The organism is Pseudomonas sp. RGM 3321, assembly GCF_022836805.1.
In the GTDB taxonomy this organism is placed as follows: Bacteria; Pseudomonadota; Gammaproteobacteria; order Pseudomonadales; family Pseudomonadaceae; genus Aquipseudomonas.
This window is the reverse complement of record NZ_JALHBH010000113.1, coordinates 125011-142774: the sequence shown is the minus strand read 5'-3', so window position 1 is coordinate 142774 and position 17764 is coordinate 125011. Positions and strand designations below refer to the sequence as shown.

Here is a 17764-nt window from a genome sequence, read left to right as displayed (position 1 = left end):
CACCTGATGTGTGGATTGTGCGGGCTGTTGGGCGAAGACGTGCACTGGAGCGACCCGCTGGCTGCCGAGCTGCCCCGGCGGCGTGAGCGTTTGCGGCGTATTGCCGCGATCAACAAGGTCGTGGCGCCGTTTCGTCTCAAAGTCGAGGACTTTCAGGGCGTTTCCTACCTTCTGCTGGGGGCTACCGGCAAGCAGGAACTGGCGACCGGCCTGGAGCAGCTCTGGCAGAAAGCCGAGTCACTGATTGGTCGCCCGCTCGACCCGCTGGACTCCCGTTTGCTCGACCATCTGCAGAGGCCATCATGAGCATTGCCCTCAATGTGATTACCGGCTTTCTCGGCAGCGGCAAGACCTCGTTGCTCAAACGCCTGCTGGCCGATGAAGACATGGGCGAAACTGCGCTGTTGATCAACGAGTTCGGCGATGTCGGTATCGATCATCTGCTGGTTGAAGATGTTGCTCCGGATACCGTTCTGCTGCCCAGCGGTTGTGTCTGCTGCACCGTCAGAGGGGAATTGAAAGATGCGCTGCTTGGTCTTTTGGAGCGGCGTAATCGCGGCGAGATTCCAGCGTTTCGCCGGGTGATTCTGGAGACCACCGGCCTGGCCGATCCGGCACCGATTCTGACCACGCTGAGCAATGACCCGCAACTGCGCGGGCGTTTTCATATCGGCCTGATCGTCACGCTGGTGGACGCCTGCCACGCGACACTGCAAGAGCGTCTGCATCCGGAGTGGCTGGCTCAGATCGCGGCGGCGGACCGGCTGTTGTTGAGCAAGACCGATCTGGTCGATCAGCCCGCACTGGACGCGCTTCGTCAGCACCTGCAAGCGTTGAATTTCTCTGCGCCGCTGCGGGATGCGGCGCAGATCCACAGTGGCGATCAACTGTTGCTGGGCGAGGGCATGCGCAGCGAAGAACCGGCCGCTGAAGTGACGCGCTGGCAACTGCACAGGGTGTCGTCGACCTCCGCTCGGCATGGGGATGCACAAGTCTGCTGCCTGACGTTCGAGCGGCCTCTGGACTGGGTCGGTTTCGGGGTGTGGCTGTCGATGCTGTTAAGATGCCACGGTGAACGAATCCTCCGTGTCAAAGGACTGCTCAACGTGAACGACAACCAGGCTCCCATCGTGATTCACGGTGTGCAGCATTGCCTGCATGCGCCGGTGCATCTTTCGGCCTGGCCAGGAGAGGATCGTACTTCCCGGCTGGTGTTCATCCTGCGCGGTCTTGATCCCGAGTTGCTGCGCCGTTCATTTGAAGTGTTTTCCAGCAGCTTCGCGCCGTCACTCCGCGAGTCTGCGGCATGACCATTACCTTGCGTGTGCTGGGTACGTCTGTGACCTTACTGGAGTCCTTGCGTGAGCGGGCCGAGCAGGAACTGGGCATCAAGCTGATCTACCAGATCCATGACGTGCAGACCGCGCAACGTATTGCGGTCATGCAGCCCGACAGCTACGACCTTTACGATCAGTGGTTTCATAACGTCGATTTCGTCTGGCCTGCGCGGGCCATTCAACCCATCGACACGCGGCGTATTGCGCTGTGGCACGAGATTAACGACCTGCCCAAGCGCGGTCGTTTACGGCCCACCGATCAACCGGGCAGCGGCAGCGTGCCCAGCGAGCGCCTGTTCGTGCAGCACGACGGCAGCCTTGGCAGCACGGTGACCGAGCGCATCAGCATGTTACCGCTGACCCACAACGCCGACAGTTTTGCCTATCGCCCCGAGCGTTTGCCGGATGGGCTGAGCCCTGCTGACGAAAGCTGGGGCTGGCTGCTCGACCCTGTGTGGGGTGGGCGCATCGCCTTGCAGAGCGATGCTGCCATCGGCGCTCTGGATGCCGCATTGGCCGTGCAGGGCGCGGGACTGGCGGCGTTCAAGGACATCGGCAACATGAGCATCGAAGAAATCGACGTGCTGGCCGACGTGCTGGTGCGTAAACAGCAGCAAGGGCATTTTGGCGCGTTCTGGTCAGGCGACGAAGAAGCTGCCGAACTTATGCTCAGCCCGACCATCGACATTCAGAGCCTCTGGTCACCGACCCTGGTCAGGTTGCACCGCGCAGGTGTGAAGTACCGTGTGGCAGTGCCCAAAGAGGGTTATCGCGGCTGGTTCGGCGGGCTGTCTTTATCGCGCCACGCCAAAGGCCCGGTGCTGGATGCAGCCTACGCCTACCTGAACTGGTGGCTGTCCGGTTGGCCGGGCGCAGTAATGGCACGGCAGGGGTATTACATCGGCAATCCGGCGCGCAGTCGTGATCATCTGAGCGCCGCCGAATGGGATTACTGGTACGCCGGTCTGCCTGCCCGCGAGCAACTGCTCGGCAGCGACGGCCTGCCACTGATCGACGCCGGAGAGATCCGTGACGGCGGTTCCTACGAGGAACGCATGGGCCACATCGCGGTGTGGAACTCGGTCATGAACGAACACAACTACCTGGTCCGCCGCTGGAACGACATCCTGCGCGCCAGTGGCAAAAGCAGCGCCAAAGCGCGTTAGGCACGCATTCAAGAGCGGACGCAGAGCGTCCAGAACGGCATTCCCACGCTGGAGCGTGCGGAACGATAATCGTCTGGAAGGGCTGTTCCGGCAGGGCACTTCCGCGAGAACACCATCGTGCCAATGCTCCGCGTTGGCATGCATTTCGTGCCGCTCCGCGTCACAGATCTGCGCCGCACCACATATTCAAGATCGGACGCAGAGGAACGGCTTTCCTACGCTGGAGCGTGCGGAACGATAATCGTCTGGAAGGGCTGTTCCGGCAGGGCACTTCCGCGAGAACACCATCGTGCCAATGCTTCGCGTTGGCATGCATTTCGTGCCGCTCCGCGTCACAGATCTGCGCCGCACCACATATTCAAGATCGGACGCAGAGGAACGGCTTTCCTACGCTGGAGCGTGCGGAACGATAATCGTCTGGAAGGGCTGTTCCGGCAGGGCACTTCCGCGAGAACACCATCGTGGCAATGCTCTGCGTTGGCATGCATTTCGTGCCGCTCCGCGTCACAGATCTACAGCCTTGTCCGGTAGCAAATGCAGCCGAGATCAAGGTTTCAATGGTAATAAAAAAGCGGCTGCCTCTCGGTAGCCGCTTTTCATTTACCGCACTAATGCATCACTTCGGCAGTTTGAACGCCATCACGTAGTCACCCTGTTTAGTGCCCAGTGAGCCGTGACCGCCGGCCACGACCAGCACGTATTGCTGACCGTCCTTGCCCGTGTAGGTCATCGGTGTGGTTTGCGCGCCTGCTGGCAGGCGGGCTTCCCACAGTTGCTTGCCGTTACGCACGTCATAAGCACGCAGGTACTGGTCAAGCGTGGCGCTCATGAAGGCCAGGCCGCTGGCGGTAGTGAATGTACCCCCCAGGCTTGGAACACCCATGGTCAGCGGGATCGGGATCGGCGAGCTGTCACGCACGGTGCCGTTTTTGTGCATCCAGATGGTTTTCTGGTTGGTCAGATCGACCGCCGCCACATAACCCCATGCCGGTGCCTGACACGGCAGGCCCATTGGCGACAGCAGTGCTTCCAGAATCACGCCATACGGTGCGCCCTTGTTCGGCTGCACGCCTTCGGTTTCGCTCTTGCGGCCCGGGCCGCCTTCAACTTCGGCAGACGGCACCAGCTTGGAGCGGAACGCCATGTAGTTCGGATTGACGAAGGCGATCTGGCGAACCGGATCGACAGAGATGCCGCCCCAGTCGAACACACCGAAGTTACCCGGATACACAATCGAACCCTGCAACGATGGCGGCGTGAACGGGCCGTCGTAACGCAGCGACTTGAAGTCGATCCGGCACATCATCTGGTCAAACGGCGTCACGCCCCACATGTCGCGCTCTTTAAGCGGCGGCGGCATGAAGTTCAGGTCGGACTTGGGCTGAGTCGGCGAAGTCCAGTCGCCTGCAACAGCGCCCTGCGGAACCGGTACTTCCTTGATCGGCACGATTTCCTTGCCGGTGCTGCGGTCCAGCACATAGATGCTGCCCTGCTTGGTCGACGCCAATACAGCAGGCTTCACGCCATCAGCCGTTTTCATGTCCAGCAGCGTCGGTTGACCGCCCACGTCCATGTCCCACAGGTCATGGTGAGTAAACTGGTAGTCCCAACGTACACGGCCGGTCGCGATGTCCAGTGCAACCAGGCCTGCGCTGTACTTCTCGGACTCCTTGGTACGATCACCGCCCCATTGGTCCGGCGTCTGATTGCCCATCGGCAGGTAGATCATGCCCAGCTTTTCATCGACGCTGAACATGGACCACATATTCGGCGAATTTCGCGTGTAGATCTTGCCGTCGGCAATCGGAGCCGTTTCTTCCGGGTTGCCGCTGTCCCAGTTCCAGACCAGACGACCGGTGTGCACGTCGTACGCACGGATCACGCCGGACGGTTCGTCCATCGAAACGTTGTCGGTCACGTGGCCACCAATGATCACCAGATCCTTGGTCACTGCTGGTGGCGAGGTGGAGTAGTAGCCGCCCGGTGCGAACGTGCCCATGTTGGCCGTCAGGTCAACCGAACCCTTATTGCCGAAATCTTCACACATCTTGCCGGTATCGGCGTTCAGCGCGATCAGACGGGTGTCGGCAGTCGGCAGGAAGATTCTGCGTGGGCAGGCACTTGAGGTGGCACTGGCTGTGGCCGGTGGTGCCGGGCTTTGTGCCGGGGCGCTGGCTGCATAGGCTGCGTCGTCATGATAAGTGACGCCACGGCAGGTCATGTGCGCCCAGCCTTTGAAGTTTTTCGCGTTCTGGGTGCTGAGCTTCGGATCAAAGCGCCAGATTTCCTTGCCCGAATCCGGATCAAGCGCGATCACCTGGCTGTGCGGCGTGCACACGTAGAGCATGCCGTTGACCTTGAGCGGGGTGTTCTCGGCAGTGGTTTCCCCCGGGTCGTTCGGCCCAGGGATGTCGCCAGTGCGGAAGGTCCAGGCCGGTTCCAGTTTGTTGACGTTTTCCGGGGTGATCTGTGCCAGAGGCGAGTAGCGGTCGCCGAATGCGGTACGGCCGTAGGACTGCCAGTCGCCGTCAGGCATGGCCGGAGCGGTGTTGGTGGTGCCAGCAGTTTCGCGGTCCAGTTGGCCTTCGATACGGCCAGGGTTGGTGAACTGGCTCGCCAGCGCGGTCAGACCGGCCAGCACGACAGCAACGCTCAATGCGCCAGTGCCCAAGCGCGCCGGGCCATTGCGCAGCAATGGCTTGCGGAACCACGGCAGCAGCAGGACGATGCCCAGAGCAAACCACAGCGCCAGGCGTGGTACCAATTGCCACCAGTCGAGACCGACTTCCCACAACGACCATACGGTGCTCGCGAACAGCAGCAGTGCATACAGGCCAAGTGCAGCAGCACGGCCGGTCATCAGCAACACGCCGGTCACGGCAAAACCGATACCCGCCAGCAGGTAATACAACGAGCCATCCAGTTGCAGCAGTCGGGCACCACCGACCAGCAAGGCCAGCCCCATCAACAGGATCACCAGCCCGAGCAGGGTCGGCAACAGGCGATTTCTATTTGAAGCACTGTCAGTGCTCATAATGCGAATCTCCGCGAGAAGTAAGTAGTTGATATCTTGTTTTCATGTACGCCGCCGACCCTGGCAGCATTCCTTGAGGCTGTTTATTGAAACGAATCACCGACGGTCGAATTCAACGTCACACAGAGCACGGTTGCCCATTCAGCGCGGCCCGGTCATTGATTCGTAGACCATTGCCGCCCGAATTCGTGCATAGGTGTTTATTCAGCGGAGCCTCTTCAGAAAGGAAACCTGAAGTCCTTAAACGCGCAATGATAGGACGCTAACGATTTTTCTAAAAGCTATAAACCTGACATGGATCATTGCAAGGTCGGCAACAGTGCCTCAAGTCGACTGTGTTTTATGAAAGCGCGGCGCTTACAATGGCAGACTTTTCGGGAAGACCAGCGCGTTCCAGAAAGCTGTTCAGGCTGTTATCCCTCTTCATCAGCTTCAAGGCTCATCATGACAACACCCAATTCCGATCCGCTGCACGGCGTCACGCTGGAGCAGATTCTCAGGGCTCTGGTCGAACATTACGAATGGTCCGGCCTGGCCGAGCGTATCGACATTCGCTGCTTCAAAAGCGATCCAAGCATCAAATCCAGTCTGACTTTTCTGCGCAAGACACCTTGGGCGCGTGAAAAGGTTGAAGCGCTGTATGTGAAGTTGCATCGCGGCAAGGGCTGGTAACAGGCCCGCCAGAAAAGCCCGGCATGGACGCTGGAACTCAAGGATAACGATTCATGCACCGCGAACACTCAACTGCGCAGGGACAGCGCTATTACACCCTTGCTGCAGCCTGCCTAGGCTGGTCGGGGCTGGTTATACAGCTGTACCTGATCTTCATTGGCCGTTATGCCGATCACGCCAGTCTGCTGGGCGGGCTAGTGCGGTTTTTAAGTTTCTTTACCGTACTGACCAACACCCTTGCAGCCGTTGCGCTGAGTTGTGCCCTGACGTCGCGGCAGTCGGCAGGCCACCGTTTTTTCAGGCACCCTGTGGTGTGTGGCGGTATTGCGGTGAGCATTGCGCTGGTGGGCATCGCTTACAACATTCTGTTGCGCCATCTGTGGCACCCGCAAGGCTGGCAGTGGGTGGCCGATGAGTTGCTGCACGACATAATGCCGCTGGCGTTCGTATTGTACTGGTGGCTGTACGTGCCCAAAGGCGCGTTGCGCTTGAGCCATGTGCCGCTCTGGGCGATCTACCCGGTCATCTACTTCGCCTATGTCCTGCTGCGTGGCCACATGCTTGGTGACTACCTTTATCCGTTCATTGATGTCGGCACGATCGGTTTTCCAAAGGCATTCATCAACGCGCTGGGCGTGCTGCTCGGGTTCTTGTTCGTTGGACTGTTGCTGCTTGGGGTCGACAAATGGGCGGCTCGTCGCACGATGTGAGTCGCCCAGGCTTGCCTACTCTTCAGTGCCGTCCAGCTTCCAGTAGCCAGCGGCTTTGACGAAATCCTCTTGCAGGCCGAACTCATCGAGCAGCACACGGCGCAGCTTGCGTGACAGCGCGGATTCGGTCGCGACCCACGCGTACAGCTTGCCCTCGGGCATTTCAAGGCGGCGTGTGACGTCCACCAGGCTCTGCTCGCCGCGTACAATCCAGATCACATCGACCTGTGCGGCGCTTTCGAACACCTGCTGTTCCTGCGGGTTGGCCACTTCGACCACCACCAGCGCAGCACGGTTGGCGGGCAGCGACTCCAGGCGTCGAGCGATGGCGGGAATCGCCGTTTCATCGCCGATCAGCAGGTAGCTGTCGAACATGTCCGGCACTACCATCGAACCCTTTGGCCCTGCGATGTGCAGAAATTGCCCCGGTTCAGCCTGAGCCGCCCAGGTGGCAGCCGGGCCTTCGCCGTGCAGAACGAAGTCGATATCCAGCTCACCGCTGCTTTCGTCATAGCGACGCGGGGTGTAATCGCGCATCGGCGGACGTGGTGCGTCCTTGTCGCTGGTAGCGGTCAGGTCTTCCAGGGCAGCCTGTTCTTGCGCTGTCTGCGGGAAAAACAGTTTGACGTGGTCGTCTGTGCCCAGGCTGATGAAGCCTGCCAGTTCCGGGCCCTGCAAGGTAATGCGGCGCATCAGCGGAGTCAGCTCTGTGACCCGCAACACTTTCAGTTTGCGACGCTTGATCTCATGCATGACCCGATGGATTGCTTGTGGCGAATTCATACGCTTGCCTCCGACGCAGGTTGAGGTCCGTCGACAACGGCCTTGGCAGTGGTGTTGAGCAACTCGCTGACCCGCAGAATCTCTTCCGGGGTCCAGCGGCCGTGGTGCATCTGCAACGCGTGGCGCAGGTTATGCACAGCTTCATGAATTTCCGGCGGTCGATCATGGCCGCGCAATGAGCGCTTGCTGACATCAATGCGCATCCGCACACCTTCCAGCGCCACTGCCTGATCCTGCAATGACTGGCGACCTGCGTCGGTCACGGTGTAGAGCTTCTTGCCGGCCTGGGCATCGCCGACCACCATTTCGCTTTCTTCAAGAAACGTCAGGGTGGGGTAGATAACGCCGGGACTGGGGCAGTACGCGCCATCGAACAGACCTTCGATCTTGCGGATCAGGTCATAGCCATGGGACGGCTGTTCGGCGATCAACGCCAACAGCAGCAATTTCAGATCGCCAGGGGCGAAAACCCGAGGACCACGTCCACCGCGTTCACGGCCCGGGCGTTTTTCAAAACCGTCGCGGTCATCACCTGCTTCACGAAGATGCGGCGGACGGTGGTGGGGAGGGTGTTTGTCTTCACGCATGTTTTTGATCTCTGGTTACACGTTAGATATACCTTAAGATATATCTAAATGTATTCACAGAGTCGGCAGACGAGCGGTCTTTAACGGTCAGGCACCCTTGGGTGGGTCGGGAAGTGGGGCATTGCACATCGCCTGCCCATGATTCTCCAGGTACGGTGTCAGGATCGGAGCCATGCCTTTGAGTACCTGCACCGGTAGCGCCGAAGTAAAGCGAAAGCCTTCGGCGGCGCGCCCTGGCACGAACGCGGTCAATGCGCCGAAGTGGTTGTCGCCGATATAAAACACAAAGGTCGCCGTGCGGTTGATCGCCCTGGAACTGAGAATGCGTCCGCCTGCGCCAATGCTCTCGATCCTGTTATCACCCGTGCCGGTTTTGCCGCCCATCGCCAGCACGCTGCCGTCCTGCATCTTGAAGGTGCCTTGCACACGCTTGGCGGTGCCGCCATCCACCACCTGCGACAAGGCTTCGCGCATTGCCGCGGCAACTTCTGATGGCAGCACGCGCTGGCCCAGCTCCGGGTTGATGGTCAGTTCGGTGTCGTAAGGTGTACCAGCGGCAAAATGCAGACTGTCGATGCGCACGGGCGGCAAACGGATGCCATCGTTCTGGATAATGCCGATTAGCTCGGCCAGCGCCGCCGGGCGATCACCCGAGCTGCCGATAGCCGTTGCCAGCGATGGCACCAGATGGTCGAACGGATAGCCCACGCGCTGCCAGCGCTGCTCGATATCCAGAAACGCCTCGACCTCCATCATGGTCCGCACTCGACTGTCGCGCGCACCCTTGTGCCGACTCTTGAACAGCCAGCCGTAGACTTCCTGACGCTCGTAACGACTGGCGGCCACTGCGTCCTTGAATTGTGCTTCAGGGTGTTTGAGCAGGTAGCCCACCAGCCACAGCTCCAGCGGGTGGACGCGGGCGATGTAGCCTTGATCGGGCAAGTCGTAAGTCCCCGGTCCATAGCCCTTGTACAAGTCGGCAAGACGCTTGTCGGTCAGCTTCGAGGTTGCTTTCGGCTCATCCAGATGCGCACGGATGAATGCGTTGAACGTGGTTTGGTCAGCCCCAGGCAACAGGTAGCGATGCACGGCAGCCAAGCGAATGGCCGTAGGATGGATACCGTCCAGAAAGGTATCAAGGCGTTCCTGGGTGGTCTTTTCCTTGTAGCGTTTCCAGAAGCGCAGCAGGAACACCGTACCCTCGCGATCGGCAAACTGCGCGAGGTATTCCTGACGGCGCGGGTTGTCGTCATCCTTGAGCAACTCGGCGCTGTTGTTGGGCGCCTGATAAGTGCTGTAGCGCACCACATCGCGCATCAGGCGAATGAACGGCAGGTTGATCGACTCACGCAGCGACTCACGCAGGGTGGGAATGCGCTCGTTGTCCTCACGCCGGAAGTTATTGAAGCGGTGCATGCCGCCACCAGTGAAGAACGCTTCTGCCGGGCTGGCCGAATAGGTGCGGTCCAGTGCGGCCGAGAGCATTTTCGCCAGATCACGGTCCTTGTTCATCAGCAGGTAATCCACTGCCCAGCGAGTCAGCCGGTCAGGTTCTTCGACAGGCACTTTGCGCAGTTGCGCGGTACTCAGGTTCCCATACTGCCCATGCAGCTCGGCAATGATTTCCAGGTACGTGGTCAGCACACGCATCTTGGCCGTCGAGCCCAGCTCCAGCTTGCTGCCTTCATTGATGTCGAACGGCTGATCGGTACTGTCGGTCTGTACCCTGACGCGCGAGCCATCGGCGCCGCGCTCGAACAGCGTGAAGCTGTAGCGCACCTGAGTGGTGCTGGCAGGCGTCAGCAAACGCTCGCCCAGCAAACCGACTTTGGCGGCGAATTCAGGGTCAGCCAGATCGCGCAGGTACTGGCTGACACTGCGCTGCAAATCGCCGTGCAAGGTGCTGGTGGCCGACAGGTCAAGACGGTCCAGGTCGTACAGCGGGCGATTGAGCAGGTTCGACAGACGAGTGCGCGCGACACTGATGCCCTTGTTGGTTTCGATGGGCTGAATGGTCGGCTGCTGCGCCCAGTCGCGGTAGGTGACCTGGGCTGCCAACGCGGCATCGGCCAGTGGTTGATCAATGACATTGGCCTGGGCCAGCAGACGTATGTGGCTGTCGGTCAGGTCCGCCAGTTCCAGGCGACCCTTGGCCAGGTAGTGCGACGGACGACGCTGGGCAATGACCAGCGACAGCACTTCACGCAGGGCGAGCGCCTTGTCGGCCAGCCGCTGTTTGTCAGTCGGGCTGGATGCCAGTAATTCATTGGTTTTGGCAAAATCCACACCGAACCAAACCCGCAACCCTTCGGCCAGCCCATGCACCTCACCGTGCCCCGGCACCGCAGACAACGGCACGCTGTTCAGGTAATCACGCACCACCCGCTGGCGCACCGCAAGGGTCTCGGCCCCCGGTTGATAAGCCCGCACACTGGCGGAAATCATCTGCCGCAACTTCTCTGAACCCGACAGCGTCAGCCCGTCGGGTGAATGGCGATATTTTTCCAGTTGAGTGGCAAGCGTACTGCCGCCAGCCGACTGGCCGGGGAGGGCGAACATCTTCGCCAGTTGCGACCACGCAGCCTTCACGAAGCGTGGCCAGTCCACTGCCGGGTTGGCCAAAGGTTGCTGCGGGTCCAGCAAGTCGCGGTTTTCGATAAACAGCAGGCTGTTCACCAGCAGTGGCGGAATAGCGGTAAAGGTCGGGTAAAACTGTTGTGGGTATCTGAACTCATACAACGGTTCATTTCGGCAATCAGTGATCGACAGGCCAGCCTGGGTTTTTTCCTCGTAAGGCACGAAGAAGCCATGCTGAACGTAGCGCATCAGCTCTGGAGAGAAACGGGTCTGGCGAGTAATCACATAATCGCGCTTGAGCAGGCGCTGCAGGAACTCGTCCAGCGACGAATAACCCAGGCGCCTGTCGAACGGCCCGTCACCGGGATACACCACGTCATGGCTCGGCCCAGGCTGCATTGAATAACTCAGGCTCGCGGCAAAGCGGCTGAACTCCCGCGCCTGCAGCCTTGAACTGCGGCTCTCCACGGTTATTGCAACACCCAGCGCAATGCAGGCCAGCACCACAATCACCCAAAACACCCGCCACCCGTATCGCTTGCGACGCGGATGCTTTGGCGCGCGTGGGTCATCCTGGCGGTCAGCTGACAGCGCTTCATGCTTGCTATCGGAATGCCGAAATACGCCCATAGTCGATTGTCCGGTCATCCTGTCAACGCACCTGACCCAAGCTTAGACGCTGGATGGGAATGTGGGGGAATTGTGTGGTGGTTTTCGAGGCGGACGGCGCGCAGTGGCGATGAGCGTCATGAGAGTGCTTGCGCCCAAACTAGCTGCGTCATGACTCGCATACCGACACGTCAGGCCGGTATGCGTTATGAGTTAATCCGGCGTATCTGACTGAATCAAATGCGCACATCAACCAAAGGTTTCGGCTCCTCCTCACGCTTCGGCGCGTTACGCTCGATCTGGTAGATAATCGTGTCCATAAAGTTACCAATATGGTTGCGGCTGAAGATCTGTCCGTAGTCGATGACCTTGCTGTAATTCTCAAGGTTGAGCGTGTGCTGATCGCCGAATTTTTCCGTGTAATGGTCGAGTAGCGTCATCACGATTTTTGCGTGCGCACGCAGATCTTCTTTCAGTTGTTGACGTTCGTTCAGCTTTTCGGTCAGGTACGTGAACTCTGCCGGGGTGAGAACCTCGTCCGGGTCGGTCACCTGAATGTCCTGATTAAAGCCCAGCGTGAAGCCGAAATGCTTTTTTGACAGCTCAGTATTGAGGTAAAAAAGCTGCTGCTTGAAATCGTGGAAATTGTCGTACATACGGCATATGGTTTGGTCAAAATCCTTAATGTAGTTTTCCAGGTACCTGCCTCGGATATCTTTTGCTTCCTTTTCGGACATGTTCTCTAAAATAGCGCGTCCTGCCGCCGAATTTTTGTAGCTGGAAAACCAAGGTGTTTCCTCGGATTTATAGAATTCAGCGTTCGGGTCACGCGGTTTATCATGTGCCAGAGGGACATTGATCGGCAAAGTAGCAGATGAATTGAGGGGTGGCGAGCCTAAGAGAGTGCGCTGTTGATTTTGTAATGAAAAAGCCAAGGGGTTGATATACATGCTAGGCGCTCTTTGGTGTTAGTGATAGCTATCTAACGGCAGGCTTTTGCAAAACTTTGCCTGATAAGCGTGTAGGATATTTCCTAGGCTGTAGGTGGTGGTTGTTTTTGTAGGAGATTTCCTTAATTTCAATATGATGGTTGACTAAGTGTTCGGCTCTCTATTACGTCGATTTTGTCAGTGGCAACCTGCCTCTGCATAATCTGCGAGAGTATCTGTGAATATTTATGGGAAAAAATGTGTTGGTTTTTGCTTGTTTTCTATCTTCGTGGTACTGGCATCGGCGTCCGGCGCTCACGCCAATACAGGTAGTGAGGATCCGGTCGGTGCATCAACTAACGAAACCAGCGAGACCGTTTTGGCTGAAGCTGTTCAAGAAGTTTCCGAACCAAGATTCACCGTCATGCTGGATAAGCTGCACTCGGTAGCAGATACGTTGACAGTTAAACATCCTGTTCACTACTACGGTTTTGTGTCGCATCGTGGGCAAATTGTACTGCTCTATGCGCCTGTTGGTGACCCGGTCACTAACGAGTGGAAGACCGAGTATTACGAAAATGGTGAGTGGGTTGCTCAGACACTTGAGACCAAGGTTTTTACAAATCTGATTCCCGAGGCAGAGGTGATTGTCAGAATCACGCCAAGAAACCCGTTAGTAGGGAGCACTCTCCCATACACCGTCAGATTTGGTTCCTACCCTGTTCTAAAAAGCTACGAACTGCTTGACGAGCCGGGTGTGATAAGGATTCCAAGTGGGTATACCAATCCTGACTGGTTGGCCACCCAGATTTATAAAGAAGCTGTTTTTGAGGCGAGATTTACCGACACCAAAGGCTCGCCCTTGGAAGGCGGTATGGCGATTCTTGACCTGAGTTTTGGTAAAACAGAACCTTCAATTGAGCATGTTGTAGTCAGTGATGCTACCGGCTTTGCTTCTCAGCGTATCGAGTTTGGACGCTGTTACGGTGGCGTGGAGGCCCAAGATTTTGTGCACGCACAAAGAGGTTTCAATACATGGAGAAGTCACTATAAAGTTGCTGGCTACACCGTACACAACTTTTCATTGGGACCAATGACAGCGACCCCTCATATTTTTTACATGGGGCATATCTGTACACAGACCGTTCTGCGAACTGTCGCTCCTCGTAGTTAACATTCAGCTCAGTCTGGCGAGCCGTTTGTCTCGCCAGTCTGATTTCTCATACCGCCAAAGAAATATAGGAAAAATCTCGCTTTTCAGCATTGCTCTGGACTTGCTGTATCCATTCGTCCTGCATTTTTTGCACGCTGGTGCTCATGATCTTGCCATAATCGATCACATCCTGAAAATTACTGATGTCCAGTTTATATCGACCACCAAATGTTTCATGATCATGGTCAACCAAGGTCATGACCGTCTTTGCGTGCTGCTGTATTTGCTCTTTGAACTCTCTGAACCCGTTGATAGCATGGGTAAGCACTGATTTGTCATTCTCAGTCAGGCTGTTATCGTAGTCAATTATCTTGATGGATGCGCTTTCGTTCAGTGTAAAACCAAATTTTTTACTTGCGATTTCGGGGTGCGTTTCTTGCAGGTCTTTACGAAAACTGTCGTAGGTGACATTTATCAACGCAAGCTCCAGTACGTCGACTATTTTTTTATGCGCTACGTAGTCAAGCCGATTTGTAATGTGCTCGTTGATCGACTCCAACAACCACGGCTCTTTTTGGTATTCATAAAATACATTTTCTTCTGTCTTTTTTGCTTCGGATGCAATGGCCTTTTCCAAGCCAGCATCTTCTGTCGGATCGCCATTTTTGGTGCCAGGTATCAGCGCCGTTTGTTGCAGGGTGTTTGCCTGATTCGGAATGCCATTAATGTTCAAAATGTTGCCCTCCCTTTGGTCTCATACCGAATAGCGGCCAGTTTCTGAAAAACTTGGCCTGATAAACCAGTAGGACATTTCCGAGAGGGCGTGCAAACGTGACGCTGTTCTCAAGTAGTTAACAGGCGGGGCGATTTTCCCAGCCGCTTATTCAACTCCAGCCCATTGGCCATCAGCATCATCAAGCCCAGCCCGACAATCGCGGTAGTCACCTGCATAGGCCATGTATCACCTGCCAGTGCATTTGCCATGTCTGCCAGTGGCGCGAGCAATACGCCCAGGCAGAAGACTTCCAGCGAATAACGGCCCATGCGGCAGGTCTGGCGGGCGGGCCAGTTTTCGAGCCAGGTGCTTGAGGTCGGCAGCAGTCGGGCGACGACGTAGACCAGTGCAAGGAAGTGCAGCAGGCGCGCGGGTGCCAGGTCGGTTTTGCTGATGGGGTACAAGGCGTCGAGGTGCAGGGTCGAGACTAGCGCGCTGTGCAGGCCGGGCCATTTTTCGCTGAAGGTCAGCATTCCGGCAATCACCACGTAGACGGCGGCCATCAGGAACAGCGGCTGTTGGCGCAACGGAGGTTGCACAGCAGTTGTGGCTGTTTCGCTGCGCAATGCACAGGCGCCGCCGAGGATGAACAGCAACTGCCAGGCCACCGGGTTGAAGTACCACACGCCACCGCCTTCATAGGCACGCAGGTTCCAGCCGAATAACGGCACCATCAGGTACAGCGCGATCGACAGGCCGACCGCCAGTTCCAGTTTGCGCAGCATCAACGGCAAGGTCAGGGGCAGGGTCAGCAGCAGGACGATGTACAGCGGCAACGGATCGGTCAGGTTGGGTTTGAAACGCAGCAGCAGCTCATCGGCCAATGCCTGCTGCGGGTTGCCGACGAAGTATTCAAGGCCCATCTGCTGGACCATGTCGCGGGTTTCGACATGGTTGTTGGCGACGAAGACGATGCCCATCAACAAGGTCAGCAGAAAGATGTGCACCACATACAGCACCCAGGTGCGGCGCAGGATCCGCACGCCAGCCACTAGCATGCCTTCGCGCCGGGCGATGCGCCCGTAGGCCAGGATCGATGCGTAGCCGGCGAGAAAAACAAAGATTTCTGCTGCGTCGCTGAAACCGAAGTTACGCACGGTCAGTTGCGCCAGAGGGTTGTCCGGCACGTGATCCCAGAATATGAAGATCAGCGCCAGGCCGCGAAAGAAGTCGATTCGATGATCGCGTCCGTTATTCATAACGGTGAACTCTTGAAAGTGCTAATGAGTAAAGATCGGCCACACGGGCTCAGGTTCCAGGCCAGCGACCAGTGACGTTCGGCGGCGCGGCAGGGTGGCGTTAATTTGGCCCGATTGCAAAGGCGCGCTATTACAGAATGTCTCTGGCTCAGGCGTTACGGTGGCTTCACGCCGACAGCGGCGCCATGTGCGTGTTCGATCAACCTCACCAATGATGGCAATCAACAGCAATCATTCTCATCTTCTATTATGTTACTGTATAACGATTGCAGTCAACTCACCGGAGAGCTAACCATGAAACCCGACACCCATCCTGCTTACCGTACTGTGCTGTTCCACGACACCGCTGCCGACGTGTACTTCCTGATCGGCTCGACCGTAGACACAGACCGCACGCAGCAGCACACCGACGGCAACACCTATCCTTATGTCGCGCTCGACGTGTCCAGCGCCTCGCACCCGATGTACACCGGGCAGCAGCGCAAGACCACCAACGAAGGCCGGATCGCGGGTTTCAACAAGCGTTTCGCCACCTTCGGCTCTGGCGGCAAGAAAGAAACCGCAGCGGCTCAATGAGCTGTCTTACCTCCCGGTGATGGGCATTTCACATGGATTGCCCATCACCGGGATTTTTTTGCCTGAATTTCAGGCGCACGGCCAATCATCTGCTGGACTAACAGTCGACATTGCTTTTATCTTCGCGGCCTGAAAAACAGGAGTAACCGCTTTGAAAAAGTCAGTCGCCATCGTTTTCGGTGGGCAATCCAGCGAGCATGAGGTTTCGTTGCAGTCGGCACGCAACGTGATCTATGCGATTGATCGTGAACGCTATGCGTTGACCCTGATTGGTGTCGACAAGCTGGGCCGCTGGTTACGCTTCGACGAGGCCGACTACCTGCTCAATGCCAATGATCCTGCGCGGATCAAACTGAGTGCATCCGGCAAGCAGTTGTCGCTGTTGCCTGGCAGCACTGGCGGCCAGTTTGTCGAGGTCGAGACAGGCAAGCCGCTGGCAGCTATCGACGTGGTATTTCCGCTGATCCACGGCGCGTTTGGTGAAGACGGTGCGTTGCAAGGCGTGCTGCGCATGCTGGCCGTTCCGTTTGTGGGCGCTGACGTACTCGCCTCGGCGGCGTGCATGGACAAAGACGTGACCAAGCGTCTGCTGCGCGATGCAGGCATTGCTGTCGCGCCGTTCATGGTGCTCAGCCGTGGGGAGACCCTGTCGTTCGCCGATGCGACCACGAAGTTGGGGCTGCCGATGTTTGTCAAACCGGCCAACCAAGGCTCGTCGGTGGGCGTCAGCAAAGTGTCTGACGAAGCTGGTTTCGCGGCTGCACTGGCATTGGGTTTCGAGTTTGATCACAAGCTGCTGATCGAGCAGGGCATCGTCGGCCGGGAAGTGGAGTGCGCCGTACTGGGTAACTTCGATGCGCAGGTCAGCGTCTGTGGCGAAGTGATTGCCAACGACGAGTTCTACGCCTACGACACCAAGTACCTGAACGGCGATCAGGCGCGCATCGCCATCCCCGCCGAGCTGCCCGCCGATCTGAGTGATCAGGTGCGTGAAGTCGCGTTGCAGGCTTACAAGGTGCTGGGCTGCGCAGGGCTTTCACGGGTCGATTTCTTCGTCACCGAAGGTCGCGACATCATCATCAATGAGGTCAACACGCTGCCCGGCTTCACCTCCATCAGCATGTACCCCAAGCTCTGGCAGGCCAGCGGTCTGTCGTATGCCGAATTGATCCATCGCCTGATCGTTCTGGCCTTGGAGCGTGCGGACGAATCGCGCCTGCTGAAAAGGGACATTTTTGCATGAAGGTCATCAACATTGCGGCAGCGTTGCTGATCGGCGCAGATGGCCGAACGTTACTGGTGCGCAAGCGCGACACTCAGGCATTCATGCAGCCGGGCGGCAAGATCGAGCCTGGCGAGCCCGCACCGCTGGCGCTGGCCAGAGAGCTTGAAGAAGAGCTCGGGCTGGTCATCGATCCGCAGCAGGCGCTGTTTCTCGGCGAGTTCGCTGCACCGGCTGCCAATGAGCCGGGTTTTGAGGTGTGTTGTCAGCTTTACGAGGTCAGAACTGATGCCCAGGTTTTGCCTGCTGCCGAGATCGAAGAAGTAATGTGGGTCGGCGCAGACAGTCTTGCGGATGTGCATCTGGCTCCGCTGACACGCGACCTGATCCTGCCGTTGTACCGCGAGCGGCAGACTCCAGCCAACTGAACCAGTG

Annotated in this window: 16 protein-coding genes; 9 read left to right on the top strand and 7 right to left on the bottom strand. The window is 57.7% G+C overall.

Going from position 1 to position 17764, the window contains the following annotated elements; all coding sequences use genetic code 11:
• The first annotated feature begins 6 nt into the window (after positions 1-6).
• The 3 genes from RGM3321_RS17095 to RGM3321_RS17085 are packed head-to-tail and all read left to right on the top strand — an operon-like array spanning position 7 to position 2503.
• On the top strand, positions 7-306 hold the full coding sequence (locus tag RGM3321_RS17095) for a hypothetical protein (protein ID WP_244394050.1): 300 nt from the start codon (positions 7-9) through the stop codon (positions 304-306).
• Positions 303-1310, top strand: coding sequence for a GTP-binding protein (locus RGM3321_RS17090; RefSeq protein WP_244394049.1), 1008 nt, complete (start codon positions 303-305; stop codon positions 1308-1310). Before RGM3321_RS17095 ends, RGM3321_RS17090 begins: the two co-directional genes overlap by 4 nt.
• On the top strand, positions 1307-2503 hold the full coding sequence (locus tag RGM3321_RS17085) for an extracellular solute-binding protein (protein WP_244394048.1): 1197 nt from the start codon (positions 1307-1309) through the stop codon (positions 2501-2503). The genes RGM3321_RS17090 and RGM3321_RS17085 overlap by 4 nt, the downstream gene beginning before the upstream one ends.
• Positions 2504-3119: 616 nt before the next feature.
• On the opposite strand, the gene RGM3321_RS17080 is transcribed toward RGM3321_RS17085, so the two are convergent.
• Positions 3120-5537, bottom strand: a complete 2418-nt coding sequence (locus tag RGM3321_RS17080) for a glucose/quinate/shikimate family membrane-bound PQQ-dependent dehydrogenase (protein ID WP_244394047.1) — start codon at positions 5535-5537, stop codon at positions 3120-3122.
• A gap of 444 nt (positions 5538-5981) precedes the next feature.
• On the opposite strand from RGM3321_RS17080, the gene RGM3321_RS17075 reads away from it, so the two are divergent.
• Complete coding sequence (locus tag RGM3321_RS17075; protein ID WP_004658220.1) at positions 5982-6209, top strand: VF530 family protein; 228 nt, start codon at positions 5982-5984, stop codon at positions 6207-6209.
• Positions 6210-6262: 53 nt separating this feature from the next.
• Complete coding sequence (locus RGM3321_RS17070) at positions 6263-6919, top strand: Pr6Pr family membrane protein (RefSeq protein ID WP_244394046.1); 657 nt, start codon at positions 6263-6265, stop codon at positions 6917-6919.
• 15 nt (positions 6920-6934) lie between these two features.
• Here RGM3321_RS17070 and RGM3321_RS17065 read toward each other — a convergent pair whose 3' ends face one another.
• The 4 genes from RGM3321_RS17065 to RGM3321_RS17050 form a co-directional block, all read right to left on the bottom strand.
• Positions 6935-7702 carry a siderophore-interacting protein gene (locus RGM3321_RS17065; protein WP_244394045.1) on the bottom strand — a complete coding sequence of 256 codons (768 nt, stop codon included), beginning with the start codon at positions 7700-7702 and terminating at the stop codon, positions 6935-6937.
• Positions 7699-8289 (bottom strand): PadR family transcriptional regulator, encoded by a 591-nt coding sequence (locus RGM3321_RS17060; RefSeq protein WP_244394044.1) that lies wholly within the window; start codon positions 8287-8289, stop codon positions 7699-7701. Before RGM3321_RS17060 ends, RGM3321_RS17065 begins: the two co-directional genes overlap by 4 nt.
• A gap of 87 nt (positions 8290-8376) precedes the next feature.
• Positions 8377-11496, bottom strand: coding sequence for a transglycosylase domain-containing protein (locus tag RGM3321_RS17055; RefSeq protein ID WP_244394082.1), 3120 nt, complete (start codon positions 11494-11496; stop codon positions 8377-8379).
• 215 nt (positions 11497-11711) lie between these two features.
• On the bottom strand, positions 11712-12425 hold the full coding sequence (locus tag RGM3321_RS17050; protein ID WP_244394043.1) for a hypothetical protein: 714 nt from the start codon (positions 12423-12425) through the stop codon (positions 11712-11714).
• A gap of 403 nt (positions 12426-12828) precedes the next feature.
• Between RGM3321_RS17050 and RGM3321_RS17045 the strand changes: the two genes are divergently transcribed.
• On the top strand, positions 12829-13578 hold the full coding sequence (locus RGM3321_RS17045) for a hypothetical protein (protein WP_244394081.1): 750 nt from the start codon (positions 12829-12831) through the stop codon (positions 13576-13578).
• A 46-nt stretch (positions 13579-13624) separates the two neighbouring features.
• On the opposite strand, the gene RGM3321_RS17040 is transcribed toward RGM3321_RS17045, so the two are convergent.
• Both RGM3321_RS17040 and RGM3321_RS17035 read right to left on the bottom strand, forming a co-directional pair.
• Positions 13625-14290, bottom strand: coding sequence for a hypothetical protein (locus RGM3321_RS17040; RefSeq protein WP_244394042.1), 666 nt, complete (start codon positions 14288-14290; stop codon positions 13625-13627).
• 110 nt (positions 14291-14400) lie between these two features.
• Complete coding sequence (locus RGM3321_RS17035; protein WP_244394041.1) at positions 14401-15531, bottom strand: OpgC domain-containing protein; 1131 nt, start codon at positions 15529-15531, stop codon at positions 14401-14403.
• A gap of 294 nt (positions 15532-15825) precedes the next feature.
• Between RGM3321_RS17035 and RGM3321_RS17030 the strand changes: the two genes are divergently transcribed.
• The 3 genes from RGM3321_RS17030 (at position 15826) to RGM3321_RS17020 (ending at position 17757) form a co-directional block, all read left to right on the top strand.
• Positions 15826-16107: a type B 50S ribosomal protein L31 gene (locus RGM3321_RS17030; protein ID WP_244394040.1), complete on the top strand. Its 282-nt coding sequence runs from the start codon at positions 15826-15828 to the stop codon at positions 16105-16107.
• Between the two features lie 151 nt (positions 16108-16258).
• Positions 16259-17350 carry a D-alanine--D-alanine ligase gene (ddlA, locus tag RGM3321_RS17025; protein WP_244394039.1) on the top strand — a complete coding sequence of 364 codons (1092 nt, stop codon included), beginning with the start codon at positions 16259-16261 and terminating at the stop codon, positions 17348-17350.
• Positions 17347-17757 (top strand): NUDIX domain-containing protein, encoded by a 411-nt coding sequence (locus tag RGM3321_RS17020; RefSeq protein WP_244394038.1) that lies wholly within the window; start codon positions 17347-17349, stop codon positions 17755-17757. Before ddlA ends, RGM3321_RS17020 begins: the two co-directional genes overlap by 4 nt.
• Positions 17758-17764 lie beyond the last annotated feature (7 nt).